The following is a 19,809-nucleotide window of genomic DNA, read 5'->3' on the forward strand; positions in this document are numbered from 1 at the left end:
AAGACTGAACACAATGATTACAAAGTACAACTGGATACCTTAACCCTGTTTGACCAAAGCAGGCACCGTAAGATTCCTGTTGCCATTTACCAGCCTGAAACCAATAAAAAGATTCCCGGCCAACAGGTGATTATTTTCAATCATGGATATGGCTTCAATAAAGGCGGAGATTATTTTGTTTACTCTTATTTAACGGAAAAGCTGGCTTCAAAAGGGTATTTCACGGTAAGTATTCAGCATGAACTTGCAACAGACAATTTAATACCTACGGAAGGAATTCCGCAGATCGTAAGAAGGCCCTTCTGGCAAAGTGGTTCAGACAATATTCTGTTTGTGATTAATGAACTTAAAACAAATCCTGACCTCGATTTCCGGCATCTTACCTTAATAGGACACTCCAATGGCGGTGATATGGCTGCATTGTTCAGCAACCAGCATCCTAATATGGTGTATAAGCTGATTACAATGGATAACCGGAGAATGTTTCTGCCGAGGATTTCCGTTCCTAAAATTTATACTTTACGTTCCAATGATTACCCGGCGGATCTGGGCGTGTTGCCTGATGAAGGGGAACAGAAAAAATATCATATCACAGTGCAGCCTACTTTGATCAATCATGGTCATATGGATAATAAGGGAAGTGATGAAGAAAAGCGGACCATAAATGATTTTATCTTACAATACCTTTCTGAACAGTAGTTTTCAAGATGCCCACAAGTTATCCACAAAAAATTGTGGATAACTTGTGAATTTTAACATTTAATTCATGTTTCGTATTAAAATTATCACTACATTTACTATGTAATAAACATCGAAGTGGAAACTTTATTTGCTTTTCTTACTACTATTGAAATTGCAATTAAATTTGAAATAAAAATTTAAGCACAGCATTGTCGGCTGTGCTTTTTATTGTTGTCTAATTAAAAAAATGAGATGTATTATCTACTGGATCTGCCCCTAAAGGGCAGATTCTTTTATCTATATACTCTCCTTGCAGCACGCATTGTAGCCCCACCAGGAATCGAACCTGGATCTAAAGTTTAGGAAACTTCTATTCTATCCATTGAACTATGAGGCCTGGTTTGAATAATAAAATTACAAATTATTCTCCAAAAGAATAATATACCACAGAATCTGATATTTAAAAATCTTTACAAAAAAACCTCCCAATTTATCAGGAGGTAAAAAAAATGTCTCTTTTCAAACAATTTTAATTATCGTTTTCAAATATAATACCTCCGTATTTTTACGGTTATGATTGTAGTCATAACTCTACCGGATACCGTAAGGCGTGAGTATTAATTGTTTGTATATTGGCAATTTTAAAACCAATAAATCATGCCTAAAAAATGAAAATGGAGATTAGACATAACAATCTCCACTATTAGGTGAGGATTGTTTTTAGTAACAACTACTACAATATTTTTTCTCTACATACTCTTTATTACCTGAAGAATTTACATAATAACATCCTCCTTTTTCGCCTACATGCAAAATATGCCCATTGTAGGAGCATCCTACAGAATCAGTTCCGCCACCGCTACAAGATATCGATACAACAACGATTCCTATTAGTAAAATTATTTTTTTCATAGTACATTATTTAATTGCTGTAAAAATATAGTAAGGCCTCAGATATTAAATACGGATTTCCGTAAAACTATTAGAAGAATATTCAGCCTCCACTCTTTCTTAAATCAGCTCATTAAAAGCTTTTCATTAGATGGTGATATATTTATAGTAAATTGACACCTGCTTTTGTTGATAAGAAAAACCACAATATAGAGTCTCCAATATTCCACGTATAGAAACAACCACGTCAACCTGATTTTAAGCCAGGCTACTTAAAAGAATGAACAAACTATACCACAGAATCTTCAACAAAAAACCTCCCGAATCACTGGGAGGTCATACTGTAATTTGTCAGAAATATGAAATTTTCAATGGGCCAAATATAATAAGCACTTATATCAAGGCAATATGATCTCAATCATATGCCCAATCTATTGCTGATACCTTCACCCTGCTGTTTTTAAGGTTAAATAATCATAAAGATTATCTTTAAGCTTTCGCTGTAATTTTAATTTCCACTTTCTGGCCCGGGAGAGCCAGTTCAGTCACTCCAACAATAGTGCTGGCAACAATACAGGGTTCACTATAGAATTCTTTTCCAAAAACCTGGCGGCCTGCAAACCCTTCCTGCATATCCGTTACATAGATAACTTCTTCTGTGATATGGCTCGCATTTAATCCAAATTCACTTAGTAATTTGCCTATATTCTGATACGTCTGCCTGAACTGATTTTCCATTCCTTCTGCAAGATTTCCTTCCCTATCATGTCCCAGTTGTCCTGAGATCCACACCGTATCACCGCTTTTCACCGATTGTACATATCCGTATACCTTTTCCCAAGGCATATCAAAGGTTTTGAATTCTTTAGTATTCATAATTTATTTTTATTATTACCATACTTTATATTCAACAAATACGCACAAAATTTCAAATAATTAATTATCAACAATTTACACAACACCTCGTTTGTAAAATAAATACGAAATACCGTAGTTTTATATTTACATTATATACATATCCGGCGTTAAGCGTTCATATCAGATAATGGGTTTACCTGGTAACATTTTTATGGATCATATTATGCCAGTGCTTTCTTGTACTCAGTTAAGGCTCTTTCACGGGCAAACGTATGTTCTACTATGGGTGAAGGATATTCAGGAGTATTCCATTCGGGGAGCCATTTTTTAATATACTGCAGGTCTTTATCAAACTTTTCAGCCTGGGTTGTCGGATTAAAAACCCTGAAATAAGGCGCTGCATCACAGCCGCTTCCTGCTGCCCACTGCCAGTTTCCGTTATTGGCTGCGAGATCATAGTCATTCAGTTTTGAAGCAAAATAGGCTTCGCCCCACCTCCAGTCTATCAGCAGATGTTTACATAAAAAGCTTGCCACAATCATCCTCACGCGGTTATGCATATATCCTGTCTGGTTAAGCGCTCTCATCCCGGCATCTACTATGGGATATCCTGTTGTTCCTTCGCACCAGTGCCTGAACTCTTCTTCGTTATTCCGCCACTGAATATTATCATACTTTTCTTTAAAAGACTGATGGACAACTTGCGGAAAATGATATAAAATCTGCATAAAGAATTCACGCCAGATCAGTTCCGAAAGCCATACAGCATTATGCTTCAATGCAAAAGCCACACATTTTCTGATGCTGATAGTCCCAAAGCGCAAAGCAATTCCGAGCTGTGTTGTATGCTGTAGTGCCGGATAATCACGATATTGGTCGTAATCATCAATAATGGAAGCATCCAGAACAGGCTTAGAAAATTTAAAATCTGTTTTTTTGAAACCAATTTCCTTTACCGTTAGGATATCAGAATACTCCTGCGAAAAGAGGTTTTTAAAATTTAATGTAACCGATTGATAATGTTCAGGCGTTAATAATTCCCGCCACTTCTTTGCATATGGCGTGTACACCGTGTATGGGGTGCCGTCTTTTTTAACAATCTGGTTTTTATCAAAAATCACCTGATCTTTACAGGCTTTAAAAGGAATCTTCTTTTCAGTAAAAAAATAATAGATTTCCTTGTCTCTTTCAATCGCCTGAGGCTCATAATCCCGGTTACAGAATACACCTTCGATATCATATTCTTCTGACAGTTTCCTGAATATTTCAATAGGTCTGCCATAGTACGTATTGAGCTTTGAATGGTACTTTTTTAATGAAATATTGATATCCGTCAAAACCTGGTGAATATAATCAACCCGCCGGTCCTCTTTATCTTCCAGCTTTCCGAGAATATCGGTATCAAATATAAAAACAGGCATTACCGGAGCACCTGACTGAAGCGCATGGTGAAGTCCGATATTGTCTTCCAGCCTCAGATCACGTCTCAGCCAGAACAGGGTGATTTTGCTTTTCATGATTTTTCAAATTCAAACTACTTCTATCATTCCTTTGCCTGGAATGTTCTCACAAAAGATAAAGATACTGATTATCGCATAAAATCTTAAGATAAGTCTTAATTAAGCTTTATCATACGAATTTATTTGACCATATCCATTAAAATTTCCGATCTTTACAGGAATTTAAATGAAAGAACCTCTCAGCAATGGAAGAATTTGAAGTACCGGTAACTTATAAAGGGCAAGACCTGCTTTTCAACGGAAAGCTTGCTACTTTCTCTTATGGTTATAAACTGTATGTGGATGTTGATGGAACTGAAGTTGTTATTGAACGTGACGACCACGGCGACTTAAGAGCTCTTCTGCCGGATGCCGCTTCAGAAAAAATATAGATAAAGGACTTATAGAAGCGATTGTTGAAGTATTCAGAGAACTTCATGTTTTATAATCTTTCCGAATAAAAAAACTGTCCCAAAAGTCAAACAATTTAACTTTTGAGACAATCTCTTTTTATCCGGTATATTCTATTTTAGTTTCTTTTACTCGAAAACAACATAATTTACTTTATCAACACCTGTATTTCCTGTTTTCTCGTGATAAGCGTATAGCACAAGCTCATAATTACCGGGAGAACTGATGATATGGCTTCCTTCAAAAAGGTTGGTTGAAACCAAAGACATATCTATGTTTTTCACGAATTTTCCGTCTTTCTTCAGGATCCCTTTTACTTCAATTTCATCAAATTCCATACCCCCTTTGTCAATGACACATCCGCACATCATAACAATATTGGCCTGGAACTGAAATGGTTTGTCTTTAATGCTGTTTAATGCAATATACTGATGGGTTCTGGGTTTCAGAATATCAATAATATACCCCGGAATTTCAAGGATAATTCCTTCCCCAAGAATATGTTTTCCGGGAATCAGCCACAGTTCTGTACTGACAACTGCCTGTGCCTGTTTACTGTTTAAAGGAGAAATCACTTCTATATTCACAAATGTAGGTTCATCAATATCTACCGCAGCCATAAAACCTCCCGTCTGCTCATCTGCAATGGAATTTCCTCTGATTTTTGGCGCTTTCATTATCAGATCTGTGTTTCCGGTGCTTCCTGAAGTTTTTCCTTCTGCCAGAATTCTTTGATTCAGTTTATTTCTGATAATAATGTGAGCTCCTCCCAATGAGGTTCCGATAAATTTGGCATCCCTTGCTTTAGCCCTTATCATGATTTTTGTTTCCGTTGCAGAAACCATCATATGGGAAAAAATGAATGCTGTGATAAGAAGTAATGTTTTCATGATGGGTTTGATTTTAAATATTCTTTTTGAAACGATGATGGAAAGATTCATTTTTCAGCTCCTGATCGATATGGTCCAGATACGTGAAAACCGAAAGGTCATCCGACAATACCTTCAATATGGCTTTTTCACAGCTGTCCCATACCTTCTCCAGTTCAGGCAGCATTTCTATTGCTTTATGAGATAATGAAATCATCTGTTTCCGTTTATCCGCACTGTCTTTTTTGATAGTCAGATAACCCTTTTCAGTCATTTTTTTAACGATGACCACTACCGAAGGATGAGAATATCCCAACGGTTCAGCAATATCGGTAATTGAAATTTCTCCTTTCTTCTGCAGCAGCATAAAGACGAGATACCAGTTCGGTTCTACATCAATTCCAAATTCTTTATAAAATTTTCTGACATCATGAGACATCCGGTCACTGATTCTCTTCAGTCTGCTGTCTAAAGCTTTATATCCTAATTCTTTAATAAAGTCAAAATCCATTTGAAATATATTTACAGCAATATATAAATATAAAGTTAACTATATAGTTAACTTTATATTTTTTTTGATTACCATTTTAAAACAATTAAGTATTATTTTCCGAAAAGCCGCATGAATACCAAAAAATATAATACTTTTAAACATGAATCATACAGAAAAAATCATTTGGGAAATTGTAGAATTCCATAAGAATATTGAGAAATGGTTCCAGGGTAAAACAGAAAACCAGGAAAATCTTTACAGAAAACTGTTGTCGGGATTCCCGCCGGAATTCAAAATGCTTAATGGAAATGGCGATACAGTCACTTTATCTATGCTCACCGATTGGCTTCCAACCGTATTCGGTAAATTTCCGGAACGTACTATCCAGGTAGAAAACATAGAAGTAAACCATTCTGATTATCATGGACTTGCCACCTATACTGAAACACAGATTACGGGAGAAACTGTTACCAGAAGAGCATCATCAGCCGTTTTTCTGCTCAATGAAGAAAAAGCGCTTTGGTTTCATCTCATAGAAAAATGGCTATAAATTTTCATATGATAATCTCCTGACAGATATCGAAATGTCGTAAAATCAATTCTTATTCCTGAATACTTTCATCTGTCCGGCCATTATAGCCAACAGAATTCCAAAGCAGGCAAAAAGACCATATGAATACCTGAGATCAAAACTTTCGGCAATATAGCCGATGAGAGGCGGCCCCATCAGAAATCCTAAAAATGAAATGCTGGATACAAATGAGAGTGCAATACTCGGCGCTACCGTACTCACCTTTCCCACCGTACTGTAAACAGATGGAACACTCAGGGAACTGCCAAGCCCTATGATCATGAAAGCAATGATACAGATCCAGAGTTCCGGAAAGAAAACACTAAGAAAAAGTCCTCCGCTCATCAGTAACCCGCAACATTGCAGGACAACCTTTTCCCGTATTTTTCAATAACTCTGTTTCCGATAAAACGCCCTAAAGTCATCATTAAAATAAAACTCGTATAGCCCAGTATGACAAGATTTTCAGGTGCTTTAACTATAGTCTGAAAATAAACTCCGCTCCAGTCAAACATAGCGCCTTCAATTGCCATACTCAGAAAACCTATAATTCCCAGTCCAATCAGTGTCGGATTTACAGATTTAAAAATTGAACGGGTCTGAGGTTCTGCTTTATGGATAATATTGGTCAGATTCTGCCGGCTGTACAACCAGAGTATTCCTACAAGAATAAAAATAATCACGAAGTGATAAAAAGTTCCCACATGAAGACTGATCATCAATAAACCGAGAACTGCTCCCGTAAGCCCGGCAAAACACCATGCTCCATGATATGATGAAAGAAGAGTTCTTTTGGTCATGGATTCTATTTCAATAGCCTGGGTATTGATCGCTATATTGCACATGTTCCCGGATACTCCAAAGAAGAACAGGACCACTGCGAGAGTCCAGTAGGAAGGTGATAAACCGATCAGTAAAAGAAAGAAAGGATATAGCAAAAAACATCTTTTAATGATCCAGCTGCTTCCGTATATACTGATCAGCTTCCCGGCCAGAACCATTGTGGAAAGCTGTCCGATCGGCATCAGAAGTAAAAGTGTTCCTAATTCTGCCTCGTTGATGGAAAGGGCATTTTTAATGATAGGAATCCGGCTGGCCCAGGAAGAAAAAACAAGTCCGTGGGCAAAGAAAAGTAAGAAGCAGGCTGTCGGCATTTTTGCATTAAAAGATTCTCTCTCATTCATTATACAGGGTGATAAAATTCCATTGCAAAGTTAAATACACCCATCTGTTAAAATATAATCCGTTTTTGTCATTTTTACGTTCCATTTTAACCAATAAAGAATAAACCGCCTGCCGTTTTAGTAAAATATCACCTTACTTTTGATCCTCAGGTCTTCAATTTTCATTAATTTCGTTCATAAAAATGAACCATGAAAGAGAAATGGATTCCCTATCCGACAATTTTAGGTGGAAAAACAGTTGAACTGGTACCTCTTGAAAAAGAACATTTTGAAGAATTATATGCTGCGGCTGCAGATAAAGAACTTTGGGAACTGATTCCTACGGACTGCTCAGACAGAACTGTATTTTATAAAACCTATGAGTTTGCCCTTAGTGAAAGAGAAACCGGAAATCAATACCCGTTTGTAATACGTCATAAAGAAACTCAGAAACTGATTGGCTCCACTCGTTTTTTGGAAATTTATCCTGCAGATAAAAAACTGGAAATCGGATGGACATGGATTGCAAAAGAATTCTGGGGAACAACGATCAATCCTGAATGTAAACTAATGCTTTTAACCTTCTGTTTTGAAATCCTGAAAACCAACAGAGTACAGTTAAAAACAAAAGACAATAATTTCAGGTCAAGAAAGGCAATTGAAAAGATTGGTGGTGTATTCGAAGGTATTTTACGAAAAGACAAAGTATCAGGTGACGGAACCACAAGAAATGCTGCCTATTACAGTATTATCGATGATGAATGGAATGCTGCAAAGCTTAAAATCGAAAGACTGATCAAGGAAAAACAATAAAGTCCATATATCACAAAAGACAGTATGACTCTACTCCAATGGAAGACATCATACTGCCGCTTTATAAAGGCTTTAAAACTGAATCCCTGCTATTTTTTAATCATCTTTTTTGAAACGGAACCGCCGCTCTTCAATTCCCCATGCAGAATATATACTCCTTTCGGAAGGCTGGAAATATTGATCACTTTAGAATTCACTGCTGTTAAAACCGTTTTACCATCTAATGATGTCACCGTTATTTTGTTGATGTCTTCTTTAGAGCTTAATGTAATGAAATCGGCCCCCGGATTCGGATAAACGGATACATCTTTATGTCGGGTTTCCGGATCAGCGGTAGACAAAGTAACCGTTTCAGGATAAGAAACACTTTTCACAACGCTTGTATTCCCGTTGATGGTAAAAGTATTAATCGCAAAATTAAATACAATACCTGCACTCTGGCTTACCCACATATAAGACTCATTGGTATAATTGAAAGGCCCCGGTGTCTGCGTAGCTGTCCTCATTCTTTTTATTCTCAGAACGTTCGGGTAAGTTCCCGTAGGAGTCGTAATGGTTCCATAGGCATCCACAGTATATTCTACCTGCCCTGTTTCTGTCCCGTTAGGTACTCCTCCTGAAGTGATATTGATCTGATAAGTATCTGTAAACTGCTGCAGATAGGTAACCGGAAAATTAAAATTAACTAAAGGATCCGAATAAGCCATCAGCATATCTCCCGTATTGGCATAAGTTCCAAGCATTACATCCTGTGTATCAGATATGGAAGTAAAATCGTAGACATCAGAAAGGGTCGGTTTGGTTATCCTGTTAGCCGTCGGAAATCTGAAACAGTCAGCTTCACCCGGGCAGGCTTTTGTAGTGTTTGTATTGGCATTGGGAGCAGCATAGGCAGAAAAATCCCATGTGACATTCGCTCCGGAAGGACCTGCAGTCACCGTAGGTGCAACATCTCCTGCTCTGAACGTATAGGGTATATTGACCCTGTCAACAGCAGATCTCGTCACGGAAGGCTGAGCATACGCTATAATTCCTGCAACAAGAAATAAAACAGAATTTAGCTTTTTCATATTGTTTTGTTTAAAATTTGGCTATAACAAATGTATTTTTAGTTTCAAAAGCTATCAATCCTGAAAAAAAGTATTTTTATCTACCTGAAATCAGGTATTTTTTATATCAGCATAAATCATTATTTTCTGTGAACAAAAAAAACACCCGGTGTCCGGCCGGGTGATATCTTTTTAATTGAATGATTGTCTGTAACTCAGAGGTGTTTTATCTGTCTTCTTTTTAAACAGCTTATTGAATGACTGCGGATGCTCAAATCCCAGTGCATAGGCTACCTCTGATACGGAGAAAGCTGTAGTGGTAAGATATTCTTTCGCCTTTTCAATCAGTTTTTCATGGATGTGTTGTTGGGCATTCAGTCCGGTAAGATTACGAAGCATATCACTCAGATAATGAGGTGATAAATTCAGCGTGGAAGCAAGAAATTCAACTGTAGGAAGTCCCTTGTTCAGCGTTTCCTGCTTATTAAAATAATCTTCCAGCACAATATCCATCTTCGTCAGCAAATCATGATTGACAGCCTTTCTTGTGATAAACTGTCTTTTATAAAAGCGATTGCTGTAATTGAGAAGAACTTCAATATAAGAAATGATAACATCCTGGCTTACTTCATCAATCGCTGTATTCAGCTCGTATCTGATGTTATCCAGAAGTCCTGTTATTGTTGTTTTTCCTGATCGGAAAGATGAAGAGCCTCATTGGTATCATAAGAAAAGAAACCGAAGTTCTTAATGTTCCTGGCAAGAGGATAACTTCTGATAAAATCCGGATGTACAAGTAAAGTATAGCCGGAATATTCGGCATTCTCATCGGTCGAAAGAACCTGTCCCGGAGCTGTAAACATCATTCCTCCTTCATTGAAATCATAATATCCCTGTCCATAACCCATTTTTCCGTTGGTAGAATATTTATACGAAATTTTATAAAAATCCAGAATAAAACTTCTCTTAAGCATCTCTTTATTGACCTTCATTTCTGTATTGTCCACAAGGCTTACCATCGGATGAAGAGGTTTGGGGAGCTGCAGTATATCATGCAGTTCCGATATGGATGAAATTTTCACAGGGGTATTGTCTTTCTTTTCCATGATATAAAATTATAAATTATTAGAGGAAAAGACAGTATAAATGTGATTTACTTTATACTGTCTTTTAAGTTTCAGATTACATAAACTGCTTACGGAATTCTTCCCTGAAAGCTTCATCGCCAAGTTCAATACGCTGTGCATATAATGCTTTTGCATCTTCACCGGCAATGTATCTTAACTGTTTTTTACCATCTGTAGCAGCTTCATAAACCACTTCTGCAATCTGCTCCGGTGTAGAAGCAGCTTCCATCATCTCTCCCATCTTAGAAAACAGGGAGTTCGTCATTTCATCATATGCCGGAGTGGATGCTGAGTCCAGGGAACGGCTTACAAAATCTGTTTTGATACCTCCCGGAGACACGGTTTTAATATCTATACCAAATGGATTAAGCTCAAAAGCAAGGCTTTCACTCCAGCCTTCCAGTGCCCATTTTGTTGCATGATAAGTAGAACCCAACGGAAAAGCAATCAGCCCCCAATCGAAGTGGTAGAAATAAACATTCCGTTCTTTTTCTCTCTGAAATAAGGAACAAATGCCTGTGTTACACGGATAACGCCCAATAAATTAGTGTCCAGCTGTTTTACGATCTGATCATCAGAAAGCGCTTCCAAAGGTCCTATAAGCCCATATCCTGCGTTGTTGTAAACCACATCAATGTCTCCCAGCTCAAGAGCCTGCTTAACGGTTGATTTGATCTGTTCCGGTTTGGTAACGTCCAGCGGAAGTACAGTTACATTTTCCAAAGCAGCAAGATCAGCTGCCGCTTCAGGGTTTCTCATGGTAGCGATTACCTTCCATCCTTTGTTTTGAAATAATCGGGCAGTTGCTTTTCCTAATCCTGTAGAAGCACCTGTTATAAAAATTGTTTTCATTTTTTCTTGTTTTAAAATTACATGACAAAGTTCTGCAATGGAAGAAATCCGGAAGTTGCCAAAATGGGGTAAGCTGTAGCCAAAACGGATACGAAATATAGATTTGTTTTTTGTAAGTTTGCTCTATCAATTTTATGGCAGAATATATTCTTGACAACGTCAATATCAGTACACTTACCGTATACGACCTGCTGAAACATACCTCAGACAGTACATTTATCGGGATCAGGGATTTTCGGGAAATTTACCCCGTTGCCATTGAAAAAACACTGCAATATTTACAAAGCAGTCTTCTTTATATGACTTCCCGATGGTAAGCATCACCAGAATCGGCAGTTCATTGCTCTGCTCCTGCACCTGTGACAATGAAAAGGAGCAGCTTTGCACTCACCAGGCAGAAATTATCCACTGTATCATAGAAGATAAGAATTACCGGCTGTTTTTCGATGATATGCTCCGTAAAAAGATTTTTCTTCCCAAAGCAAGAGGATATGGTCTTGAAAACGAAGCGGATCTGGATCAGTATTTTGAACTGCAATATACTGACGGCAGAATTGAGGCAGTTCCTAAAATCAAGGAAATGCTTCCTGTAGATGATGTTATCTTAAAAGGGACCTGATGCCTCAGTTTTCTTCGAAGCTGGATGAACTGGCTATTCAGAAAACAGCTAAAAAACAAATCCTTATAATTGGTAAACACAGGTATTATAACCACCTGACCTTTTCGTTAATGGAAGCAGAAACAACACAGTCGGGAAAAATAAAAAATCCGGTTTCCCCTGTTGATGCCATGCAGCTGATATGGAAAGCAGAAAAACCTGCAGACATTAAGTTTTATACAGCCATTACTTCCTTTCAGAACAACTACAATGAAGATTACAATCCGGCAGAACTGGAAGCTTTAAAGCTCATTGTACAGAATCCCTTGGAACTGGAGGTCTATTATCATGACCGGGAAATCGCAGAAACGGTTTCTGCAAAATCACTTTTTAAAGTTGAATTAAATACTTTAGATGCCGAGGTGCAATTATCTGTATTTAAGAAAGATCCGTTTTATGAAATAACAGGAGAACTGCAATTCAATGATGTTTCTGTCCCTTTCAAAAATGTTATCCTCAGAAATGAATATTTTGTATATAACCGTAACATTTTCAGCTTTGTAGATAATCCGTACATGCTCAAAATCATAAGATTTTTAAGGCTAATAATGAGATTTTGCTGGTTCATTCTTCAAAATACGAGGCATTCATGCAGAATATCCTCTCAACAATTGAAGAACATATTCACATCAATTACAGCTATATACAACATGCAACAGAAGTACAGCTTGAAGATAAAAATTATCAGGTTGAAAAAGTTATTTATCTCCGTCAGCAGGAAAATTATATAGGAATTACACCGATCATGAAATATGGTGACATAGAAGTTCCGGTGTATTCAAGAAAGCAGATTTTTGATACCGATCAGAATGGCAATCCATTTAAAATAGAAAGGAATGAATCAGCAGAAGCCCGTTTTACCTCCCTGGTTATGCAGCAGCATCCTGATTTTGAGGCACAGATGGACGGATATCAGTATTTTTACCTTCACAGAGATAAGTTCCTGGATAACAACTGGTTTCTTGATGCTTTTGAGACGTGGCGAAATGAAGGAATAACCATACTTGGCTTTAACGAATTAAAAAACAATAAATTAAACGCCCACCGGGCTAAAATCAATATTCAGATCACCAGCGGCCTGGATTGGTTTAATGCTAAATTAAAAGTAGGATTTGGTCCTAAAGCTTCTTTAAAACAACTTCACCGTGCGATCCGGAATAAAAGTAAATTCGTCCAGTTAGATGACGGCAGTATGGGAATCCTTCCTGAAGAATGGATGGAAAAGATATCCGCTTATTTCCGGGCAGGAGAAATAGATGAAGAAATCCTGAAAATTCCGAAAATCAATTTTACGGAAGTGACATCGCTGTTCGAAAAAGAAATCCTGAGCAAGAAATTCAGGAAGAACTTACTTCCTATGCCGCAAAGTTTTCAAAAGTAAAGGATATTCCGGAAGCTGCTATTCCTGCTGAACTGAAGGCAGAACTCAGGGATTACCAGCATGAAGGGCTTAACTGGCTCAACTTTCTCGATGACTTCAACTTCGGCGGGTGTCTTGCAGATGACATGGGTCTTGGGAAAACGATCCAGATCATTGCTTTCATTCTTTCACAGAGAGAAAAAAGGGGGTATACAACCAACCTGATTGTGGTTCCCACTTCCCTGCTGTTCAACTGGCAGGAAGAGATCAGCAGATTTGCGCCATCTGTAAAAGTTCTGCTTCATTATGGTGCCGGCAGGCCGAAAACTACAGCTCATATGCCCGGCTATGAAGTAGTTCTCACCACCTACGGAATGCTGCTTTCAGACATTAAGTTTCTGAAAAGTTTTAATTTCAATTATGTAATTCTGGACGAATCCCAGGTAATTAAAAATCCAAATTCAGAAAGATATAAAGCCGCCCGTCTGCTTCAATCGCGAAACAGGATTGTACTGACAGGTACCCCTGTTGAAAACAGTACTTTTGACCTTTACAGCCAGCTTTCTTTTGCCTGTCCCGGATTGTTGGGTAGCAAGCAGTTTTTTAAAGATATTTATGCCATTCCCATTGATAAGTTTGAATACAGCAAACGCGCTATCGAACTTCAGCAAAAAATAAAGCCATTCATCCTCAGAAGAACGAAGAAACAGGTTGCCAAAGAACTTCCGGAGAAGACGGAAACAGTCATTTACTGTGAAATGAATACGGAACAGCGCAAGATCTACGACGCCTATGAAAAAGAGCTCCGTGAATTTGTTGCAGCCAATGATGACGATGACGATGACCTGAATAAAAACAGCATGCACGTTCTTACAGGGCTTACAAGGCTCAGACAGATCTGTAATTCACCTGTTTTGATGAAAGAGGGATATTCCGGTGAAAATGCCGTTAAAATTGAAATTCTGACGGAACAGATCCTTGGAAAGTCAAAAGATCATAAAATCCTTGTTTTCTCACAGTTTGTCGGAATGCTGGATCTGATAAAGGCAGAATTGGAACAGCACAACATCGGGTATGAATATTTAACAGGGCAGACGAAAGACAGAGGAGAAAAGGTAGCGCATTTTCAGAACAATGAAAATATCCGTGTATTTCTGATCAGCTTAAAGGCTGGCGGTGTTGGTCTCAATCTTACCCAGGCTGATTATATTTACCTTGTAGACCCATGGTGGAACCCTGCAGCGGAAAACCAGGCCATCGACCGCAGCTACCGTATAGGACAGACCAAAAATGTAATTGCTGTACGGATGATCTGTTCCAATACCGTTGAAGAAAAAATTCTTACGCTTCAGAAAAAGAAAAAGCAACTGGCTCAGAATCTGCTCACTACCGATGGTAAGAAGCTTCAGGGACTGTCTAAGCAGGATCTTATGGATTTACTTGGGCCCGGTCCATAATGTGCATTCTTTATTCATAGGCTTACAACAGAAGTCTTTACAGTTCTTTAAAAATAAAACCGACAGGTAAAAACCTGTCGATAAAAAACAAAAATTGATATGGATATGATTTAGATATGATGTGTCTGCTGTACTATTTTTTCTGAATTCCTTGCTGCGTTACTGAAGAAGGTTTTAAAAGGACTATTTAATTTTCCTGAGGCAAATTTATATTTATTTAGAATCAATAAAAATAATAATGTGATGATATTTATCATTTCAGATAAAAAATACCCATGTCTGTTAGAAGTAACCAAGGAATCATTCAATTTAACAGCAGATCATCAATATACTATAAATAAGCAGACCCATCCTGAATTTATTCAAGAAAGGTCTGTTCTATATAATAATAATCTAAGTATTAAGCTGTTTAACTTACATTCTCAATAAGAATTGCCGAAGCACCCCCTCCTCCATTACAGATGGCAGCTATACCATATCTTCCTTTTTCCTGACGAAGTACATTGACGAGAGTGGTAACAATTCTTGCTCCTGAAGCGCCAATAGGATGTCCCAAAGCAACTGCTCCACCATATACATTCACCTTGTTCAGATCGTACCCCAGGATCTGCTGGTTGGACAAGATAACTGAGGAATAAGCCTCATTAATTTCAAAGTAATCAATATCGGATAAACTGAGGCCGGTTTGTTTCAGTATCTTCTGAATTGCTACAGACGGAGAAGTAGTAAACCATTCCGGCGCCTGGGCTGCATCTGCATAAGCGATGATCCTGGCCAACGGATTCAGATGATGACGTTCAAGGGCCTCTTTAGACACTAACAGTAATGCTGCTGCTCCGTCATTCAGATTACTGGAGTTGGCAGCCGTCAGTGTTCCGTCTGCTTCAAATGCAGGTTTCAGGAGAGAAATTTTCTCCGGTATCAATTTATCAATATCTTCATCTTTATCAACAGCTGTTGTTCCTTTTTTACCTTCCACCGATATTGTGATCAGTTCATTATTAAATTTCCCGGTTTTTGCGGCGTCCTGAGCTCTCTGGTATGAGAACAATGCATATTCATCAAGCTGTTGTCTTGTTAATCCATATTTTTACTCCCAGTTCAGCAGCACTTCCCATGTGAAAATCATTATAGACATCCCATAACCCGTCTTTTATCAGTCCATCCGTGAGGCTGGTATCTCCTAACTTGGTTCCCTGTCGTAGTTTGACGTAATGCGGAACATTGCTCATACTCTCCATTCCTCCTGTCATAACGATATTTTCCAATCCAAGCTGGATCTGCTGGGCACCCATCATGGCTGATTTCATTCCGGACGCACAGACCTTATTGATCGTTGTAGCATCTTTATCAACAGGAATTCCTGCAAAAATTGCAGCCTGTCTTGCCGGTGATTGTCCAAGTCCTGCACTCAGTACATTTCCCATATACACACTGTCTATATGCTCCGGAGCAATCCCGAGGCTTTCAAAGCTATTCTTTATGGCAATAGCTCCAAGCTGAGGAGCTGTAAAGCCGGAAAGGCTTCCCATAAAACCACCAACGGGGTTCGTTTTGCTGCTACTATAAATACTTCTTTCATTGATTTCACTTTTATAATATACCGATCAGTATATTTCAAATTAAAATAACCCCTTTTCTTTGCAAGGGAACTCAACAAAGATAATAAAAAATACCGATCGGTATATTGATAAATTAAAAATCTTACGTTTTACGGTAAGATATCGGTTTTTATGCTCTGCTAAGCTGATCCAGTTTTTTCAGAAGCGTGGGTATTCTGTAATTTCCATACATTTTCTCTACCATGCATTTAGCTTCATCTATATCAATCCCTCTGGCGGTAACAAAAAGCGGGGTTTTGCTATCTCCACGGAATACACTTCTACGCCGGGAGTCTGGAGTTGTGAATTCATTTTTTGCCACTCCAACAATAGGATATTTCATTTCCAATGCTTCGTAAAGATGTCCTCCCAGTCCTATTTTTCCATCATTATCCAAAGTGACATATCCGTCAACAATAATAATATCTTCGGGGCTTAATGCTATTTTTTTCAGCAGACTCAGAATACAGGGCAATTCTCTTTTGTAAAAGGCCCTTTCATATTCCGAACTCACGGGTGTTTGTTCTATAAAAGTTTCCACTTCTTTTTCAGATGTCCAGTCTTCAAATGCAATACATACGGTATTGGCATAGTCCTCATAATAGTAAGTATCAAATGCGTAAATCATATTTCCATGCTTAAAAAAACTCACCGAAATGCCACAAAATCCCCGACGGATCATGTACAAAACATTCTTTCCCCCAATCCATTGTTCTTACGGGAGTAAGCTTCACATTTTCATATTTATCGGTAAGGCTCAGAGACAAAAGCTCATTCCAGAAGTCATCCGTGCTGGCAACTTCCATAAAAACCATGGTATTATCAACCCAGTCTTTTGCGTAATAATCCTGAAGATAAAAACCTATCTCATCTCTTATAAACAGAGACAGTTTTGGTTCCAGAACAATTTCTTCAAACCCAAGATCCCTGTAAAAGCTTCTGCTGATCTCAAAGTCCTGTGCCCCGATAAAAGGTCTGATGGATTTCAATATTGGTTTCATATGCCTGATTTTTTGAGCCTTATTTTTAATCCTTACCAAGGTTATTAATATTAAACAAGAATTTAATTTCCTGATTATTTTCTATCAACCACCAGCCTCTCCTCCCTGTTGGCAATATCCCATGCTGTGGTGAAAATAAGCTGGGTTCTTTTTTCCAGTAACTGATAATCAATCTTTTCAGGATCATCTGTTGGCTTATGATAGTCTTCATGAATACCGTCAAAGAAGAATGCTACAGGAATATTATGTTTGGCAAAATTATAGTGGTCTGAACGGTAATACAACTGTTCAGGATCATTCAAATCATCGTATTTGTAATTCAGTTCCAGGTTGTTGGTTCTTTTATTTGCTGCTTCATTAATTACTTTAAGCTGAGAACTCAGCATTTCAGAACCAATTACATACACATACTGTTTTCCCCTGTTGGCAGGATCATCACGTCCTATCATATCTATATTAAGATCAACAACGGTGTTGGCTAATGGAAAAACAGGATTTTCAGAATAATATTCTGAACCAAACAAGCCATGCTCTTCTCCTGTAACATGCAGGAACAAAACAGATCTTTTAGGTCCCTTTCCTGCTTTTTTAGCCTGTTGGAATGCTTTGGCAATTTCCATTACAGCTACAGTTCCGCTTCCATCATCGTCTGCCCCGTTGTATACTACTCCGTTTTTGGTCCCTACGTGATCATAGTGTGCAGAGACAACCACAATTTCCTCAGGTTTTTCGCTGCCCTCGATAAAGGCAAGGATATTTTCGGAATCAGGAAGGTTTCCTCCCCTCTTTTTTCATAAATTCAGACGGAACTTTCTGATAGTAAGAAGGTAATGCTTTAGGTGCTGAAATGCCCAGCTTTTTATAGTAATTAACAATATACTCACCCGCTTTTTCTGACCTTTGCTTCCGGTATCACGCCCCTCCATATCATCTGCTGCAATTACATACAGGTTTTTCTTCAGGTCATCAGCATTAATCACTTCATATGCTTTGTTAAATGCTCTGTTATGCTTTGTTGAAACAGGATGGGAGGCATTGCCGTCAGATATTTTTGCCGTTCCGCAGCTGGTCACCATCGCCATTGCAAATAACGGAATAAGTATTTTTTCATAAAGAATAAATTTCTTAAAAATAACAATTTTTATGGAATAGCACTATAATTAATCATATTGTAAAATAATAAAACACTCATTATGAATTTAACAACACATTAGCTTAAAAAACAATCTGATATCAAAATTTTATTATATTTGATTAAAAAGACAAAATAGGTGGATAAAATTTACGGATTTACGCATTACTCCTTTTTTACGGAAATGTCTGAGCTGGCAGCCAGACACGGAAGCTTTGACCTATCTCTTGGGCTTCCCGATTTTGATATTGATGAACGTCTAAGGGTATTTTTAAAAGAAGCTGCAGACGAACAGACTCATCATTACGAACCTCTTGCAGGAAATCCGCTGCTGATTGAGAGTATTATCCGTTTCAACGCAAAAAGAATCCATAAAATTTCTGTTACAACCAGTGAAGTTACCGTTGTTCCATGTGCAACCTTTGCTTTATATACATCCCTCAAATCTGTTCTTAATCAGAATGATGAAGTTATCATTATTCAGCCGTCTTATTACACCTACGGGCCTGCTGTTGTCATGAATGGTGGAACTCCCGTGTATTATGATCTTGAAGAAAACTTTACAATCAACTGGGATTTGTTTAAAAACTGTATTACTGAAAAAACAAAAGCAGTCATTGTCAATTCTCCCCAGAATCAACCGGAAAAATATGGACAAAGGAAGACTGGCATCAGCTATATGAACTGATTAAAGACCGGGATATCTATTTGATTTCTGAAGAAATATATGACACTTACTGCTATGATGAAACTGAGCATTACAGTTCGTTCATTCATCCAGGGCTCAGGAAAAGACCTTCTGTATTTTTTCTTTCGGCAAAATGTTTCATACTTCAGGGTGGAAAGTAAGCTATATGCTCACTTCTGAAACTTTAACAAAGAGATTTCGATGCCATCAACAGTATATTTCCTACGGCGCCAATGCTCCGGCTCAATATGCCATCTCAAAATATCTTGACGTATTTGATCCGGATATCAATAAAAAGCTTATGCAGAAGAAAAGAGATGTTTTTAATGAAATGATTAAAGAAACCCCTTTTCAGGTTGAACAACTGGCGGAAGGAAGTGTTTTCCAGGTTGTAAATTTCAGGAACATTTCTAAAAGCATGACGGATGTAGAATTTTCCAAGTGGCTGACTATTGAAAAAAAGGTATCCTGCCTTCCACTTTCGGCTTTTTATAATTCAAGACAGAATTCTGATTATGTCAGGTTCAGTTTTGCTAAAAGGATGAACTGATTATTCAGGCACTGGAATATTTGAGAAAGAACCTTTAATCATTTCACATATTTGTTTTTCCCGCAAATCACACAGATTTGTACAG

General features: G+C 37.9%; 18 protein-coding genes, 1 tRNA gene and 5 pseudogenes. 10 read left to right on the plus strand and 14 right to left on the minus strand.

The window, feature by feature from the left end; genetic code table 11:
- The first annotated feature begins 126 nt into the window (after nt 1-126).
- A complete protein-coding gene (locus tag OWR28_RS13480) occupies nt 127-699 on the plus strand; it encodes an alpha/beta hydrolase (RefSeq protein ID WP_332387037.1) in 573 nt (190 codons plus the stop codon).
- Nucleotides 700-1,006: 307 nt separating this feature from the next.
- Here the strand turns inward: OWR28_RS13480 and OWR28_RS13485 are convergent.
- The 3 genes from OWR28_RS13485 to OWR28_RS13495 form a co-directional block, all read right to left on the minus strand.
- Nucleotides 1,007-1,078, minus strand: a tRNA-Arg gene (locus tag OWR28_RS13485).
- A 983-nt stretch (nt 1,079-2,061) separates the two neighbouring features.
- Complete coding sequence (locus OWR28_RS13490) at nt 2,062-2,448, minus strand: Rid family hydrolase (RefSeq protein ID WP_332387038.1); 387 nt, start codon at nt 2,446-2,448, stop codon at nt 2,062-2,064.
- 203 nt (nt 2,449-2,651) lie between these two features.
- Complete coding sequence (locus tag OWR28_RS13495) at nt 2,652-3,947, minus strand: deoxyribodipyrimidine photo-lyase (RefSeq protein ID WP_332387039.1); 1,296 nt, start codon at nt 3,945-3,947, stop codon at nt 2,652-2,654.
- 188 nt (nt 3,948-4,135) lie between these two features.
- On the opposite strand from OWR28_RS13495, the gene OWR28_RS13500 reads away from it, so the two are divergent.
- Nucleotides 4,136-4,321, plus strand: a complete 186-nt coding sequence (locus tag OWR28_RS13500; RefSeq protein WP_332387040.1) for a hypothetical protein — start codon at nt 4,136-4,138, stop codon at nt 4,319-4,321.
- Between the two features lie 147 nt (nt 4,322-4,468).
- Here OWR28_RS13500 and OWR28_RS13505 read toward each other — a convergent pair whose 3' ends face one another.
- Nucleotides 4,469-5,230 carry a hypothetical protein gene (locus OWR28_RS13505; RefSeq protein WP_332387041.1) on the minus strand — a complete coding sequence of 254 codons (762 nt, stop codon included), beginning with the start codon at nt 5,228-5,230 and terminating at the stop codon, nt 4,469-4,471.
- Between the two features lie 13 nt (nt 5,231-5,243).
- Nucleotides 5,244-5,720, minus strand: coding sequence for a helix-turn-helix domain-containing protein (locus tag OWR28_RS13510; RefSeq protein WP_332387042.1), 477 nt, complete (start codon nt 5,718-5,720; stop codon nt 5,244-5,246).
- 142 nt (nt 5,721-5,862) lie between these two features.
- Here OWR28_RS13510 and OWR28_RS13515 point away from each other — a divergent pair, with 142 nt between their 5' ends.
- Entirely contained in the window at nt 5,863-6,252 is a 390-nt protein-coding gene (locus OWR28_RS13515; protein ID WP_332387043.1) for a hypothetical protein, read from the plus strand.
- Between the two features lie 45 nt (nt 6,253-6,297).
- Here OWR28_RS13515 and OWR28_RS13520 read toward each other — a convergent pair whose 3' ends face one another.
- Together OWR28_RS13520 and OWR28_RS13525 are read right to left on the minus strand one after the other, a co-directional pair.
- The gene (locus OWR28_RS13520) at nt 6,298-6,618 is read right to left on the minus strand and encodes an MFS transporter (protein WP_332387044.1); all 321 of its coding nucleotides are present in this window, start codon (nt 6,616-6,618) and stop codon (nt 6,298-6,300) included.
- A complete protein-coding gene (locus OWR28_RS13525; RefSeq protein ID WP_332387045.1) occupies nt 6,618-7,427 on the minus strand; it encodes an MFS transporter in 810 nt (269 codons plus the stop codon). The genes OWR28_RS13520 and OWR28_RS13525 overlap by 1 nt, the downstream gene beginning before the upstream one ends.
- Before the next feature lie 219 nt (nt 7,428-7,646).
- Here OWR28_RS13525 and OWR28_RS13530 point away from each other — a divergent pair, with 219 nt between their 5' ends.
- Nucleotides 7,647-8,249, plus strand: a complete 603-nt coding sequence (locus OWR28_RS13530; RefSeq protein ID WP_332387046.1) for a GNAT family N-acetyltransferase — start codon at nt 7,647-7,649, stop codon at nt 8,247-8,249.
- Between the two features lie 89 nt (nt 8,250-8,338).
- Here the strand turns inward: OWR28_RS13530 and OWR28_RS13535 are convergent, their stop codons facing one another.
- From OWR28_RS13535 to OWR28_RS13545, 3 genes and pseudogenes are all read right to left on the minus strand, one after another.
- Entirely contained in the window at nt 8,339-9,319 is a 981-nt protein-coding gene (locus OWR28_RS13535) for a T9SS type A sorting domain-containing protein (protein WP_332387047.1), read from the minus strand.
- Between the two features lie 171 nt (nt 9,320-9,490).
- Nucleotides 9,491-10,404 (minus strand): annotated as a pseudogene (locus tag OWR28_RS13540) (helix-turn-helix domain-containing protein).
- A 76-nt stretch (nt 10,405-10,480) separates the two neighbouring features.
- Nucleotides 10,481-11,277: pseudogene (locus OWR28_RS13545) on the minus strand (SDR family oxidoreductase).
- Nucleotides 11,278-11,411: 134 nt separating this feature from the next.
- Between OWR28_RS13545 and OWR28_RS13550 the strand changes: the two are divergent.
- From OWR28_RS13550 to OWR28_RS13565, 4 genes are all read left to right on the plus strand, one after another.
- Nucleotides 11,412-11,594, plus strand: coding sequence for a hypothetical protein (locus OWR28_RS13550; RefSeq protein ID WP_332387048.1), 183 nt, complete (start codon nt 11,412-11,414; stop codon nt 11,592-11,594).
- Nucleotides 11,588-11,896 (plus strand): hypothetical protein, encoded by a 309-nt coding sequence (locus OWR28_RS13555; protein WP_332387049.1) that lies wholly within the window; start codon nt 11,588-11,590, stop codon nt 11,894-11,896. Before OWR28_RS13550 ends, OWR28_RS13555 begins: the two co-directional genes overlap by 7 nt.
- Nucleotides 11,897-12,491: 595 nt before the next feature.
- Complete coding sequence (locus tag OWR28_RS13560; protein ID WP_494168454.1) at nt 12,492-13,316, plus strand: SNF2 helicase associated domain-containing protein; 825 nt, start codon at nt 12,492-12,494, stop codon at nt 13,314-13,316.
- Nucleotides 13,317-13,348: 32 nt separating this feature from the next.
- Nucleotides 13,349-14,752: a DEAD/DEAH box helicase gene (locus tag OWR28_RS13565; protein WP_332387468.1), complete on the plus strand. Its 1,404-nt coding sequence runs from the start codon at nt 13,349-13,351 to the stop codon at nt 14,750-14,752.
- A gap of 409 nt (nt 14,753-15,161) precedes the next feature.
- Here OWR28_RS13565 and OWR28_RS13570 read toward each other — a convergent pair.
- From OWR28_RS13570 to OWR28_RS13585, 4 genes and pseudogenes are all read right to left on the minus strand, one after another.
- A pseudogene (locus OWR28_RS13570) lies at nt 15,162-16,334 on the minus strand (acetyl-CoA C-acyltransferase).
- A gap of 149 nt (nt 16,335-16,483) precedes the next feature.
- The gene (locus OWR28_RS13575; RefSeq protein WP_332387051.1) at nt 16,484-16,981 is read right to left on the minus strand and encodes an endonuclease V; all 498 of its coding nucleotides are present in this window, start codon (nt 16,979-16,981) and stop codon (nt 16,484-16,486) included.
- Nucleotides 16,982-16,991: 10 nt separating this feature from the next.
- A complete protein-coding gene (locus OWR28_RS13580; protein WP_332387052.1) occupies nt 16,992-17,354 on the minus strand; it encodes a VOC family protein in 363 nt (120 codons plus the stop codon).
- A 74-nt stretch (nt 17,355-17,428) separates the two neighbouring features.
- Nucleotides 17,429-18,436: pseudogene (locus tag OWR28_RS13585) on the minus strand (M28 family metallopeptidase).
- 189 nt (nt 18,437-18,625) lie between these two features.
- Between OWR28_RS13585 and OWR28_RS13590 the strand changes: the two are divergent.
- Together OWR28_RS13590 and OWR28_RS13595 are read left to right on the plus strand one after the other, a co-directional pair.
- Nucleotides 18,626-19,174, plus strand: a complete 549-nt coding sequence (locus tag OWR28_RS13590; RefSeq protein WP_332387053.1) for an aminotransferase class I/II-fold pyridoxal phosphate-dependent enzyme — start codon at nt 18,626-18,628, stop codon at nt 19,172-19,174.
- Nucleotides 19,174-19,724, plus strand: a pseudogene (locus OWR28_RS13595) (aminotransferase class I/II-fold pyridoxal phosphate-dependent enzyme). The gene OWR28_RS13590 and the pseudogene OWR28_RS13595 overlap by 1 nt, the downstream one beginning before the upstream one ends.
- The last annotated feature ends 85 nt before the right edge of the window (nt 19,725-19,809 follow it).

The organism is Chryseobacterium sp. 1B4, from assembly GCF_036631475.1.
Classification (GTDB): domain Bacteria; phylum Bacteroidota; class Bacteroidia; order Flavobacteriales; family Weeksellaceae; genus Chryseobacterium.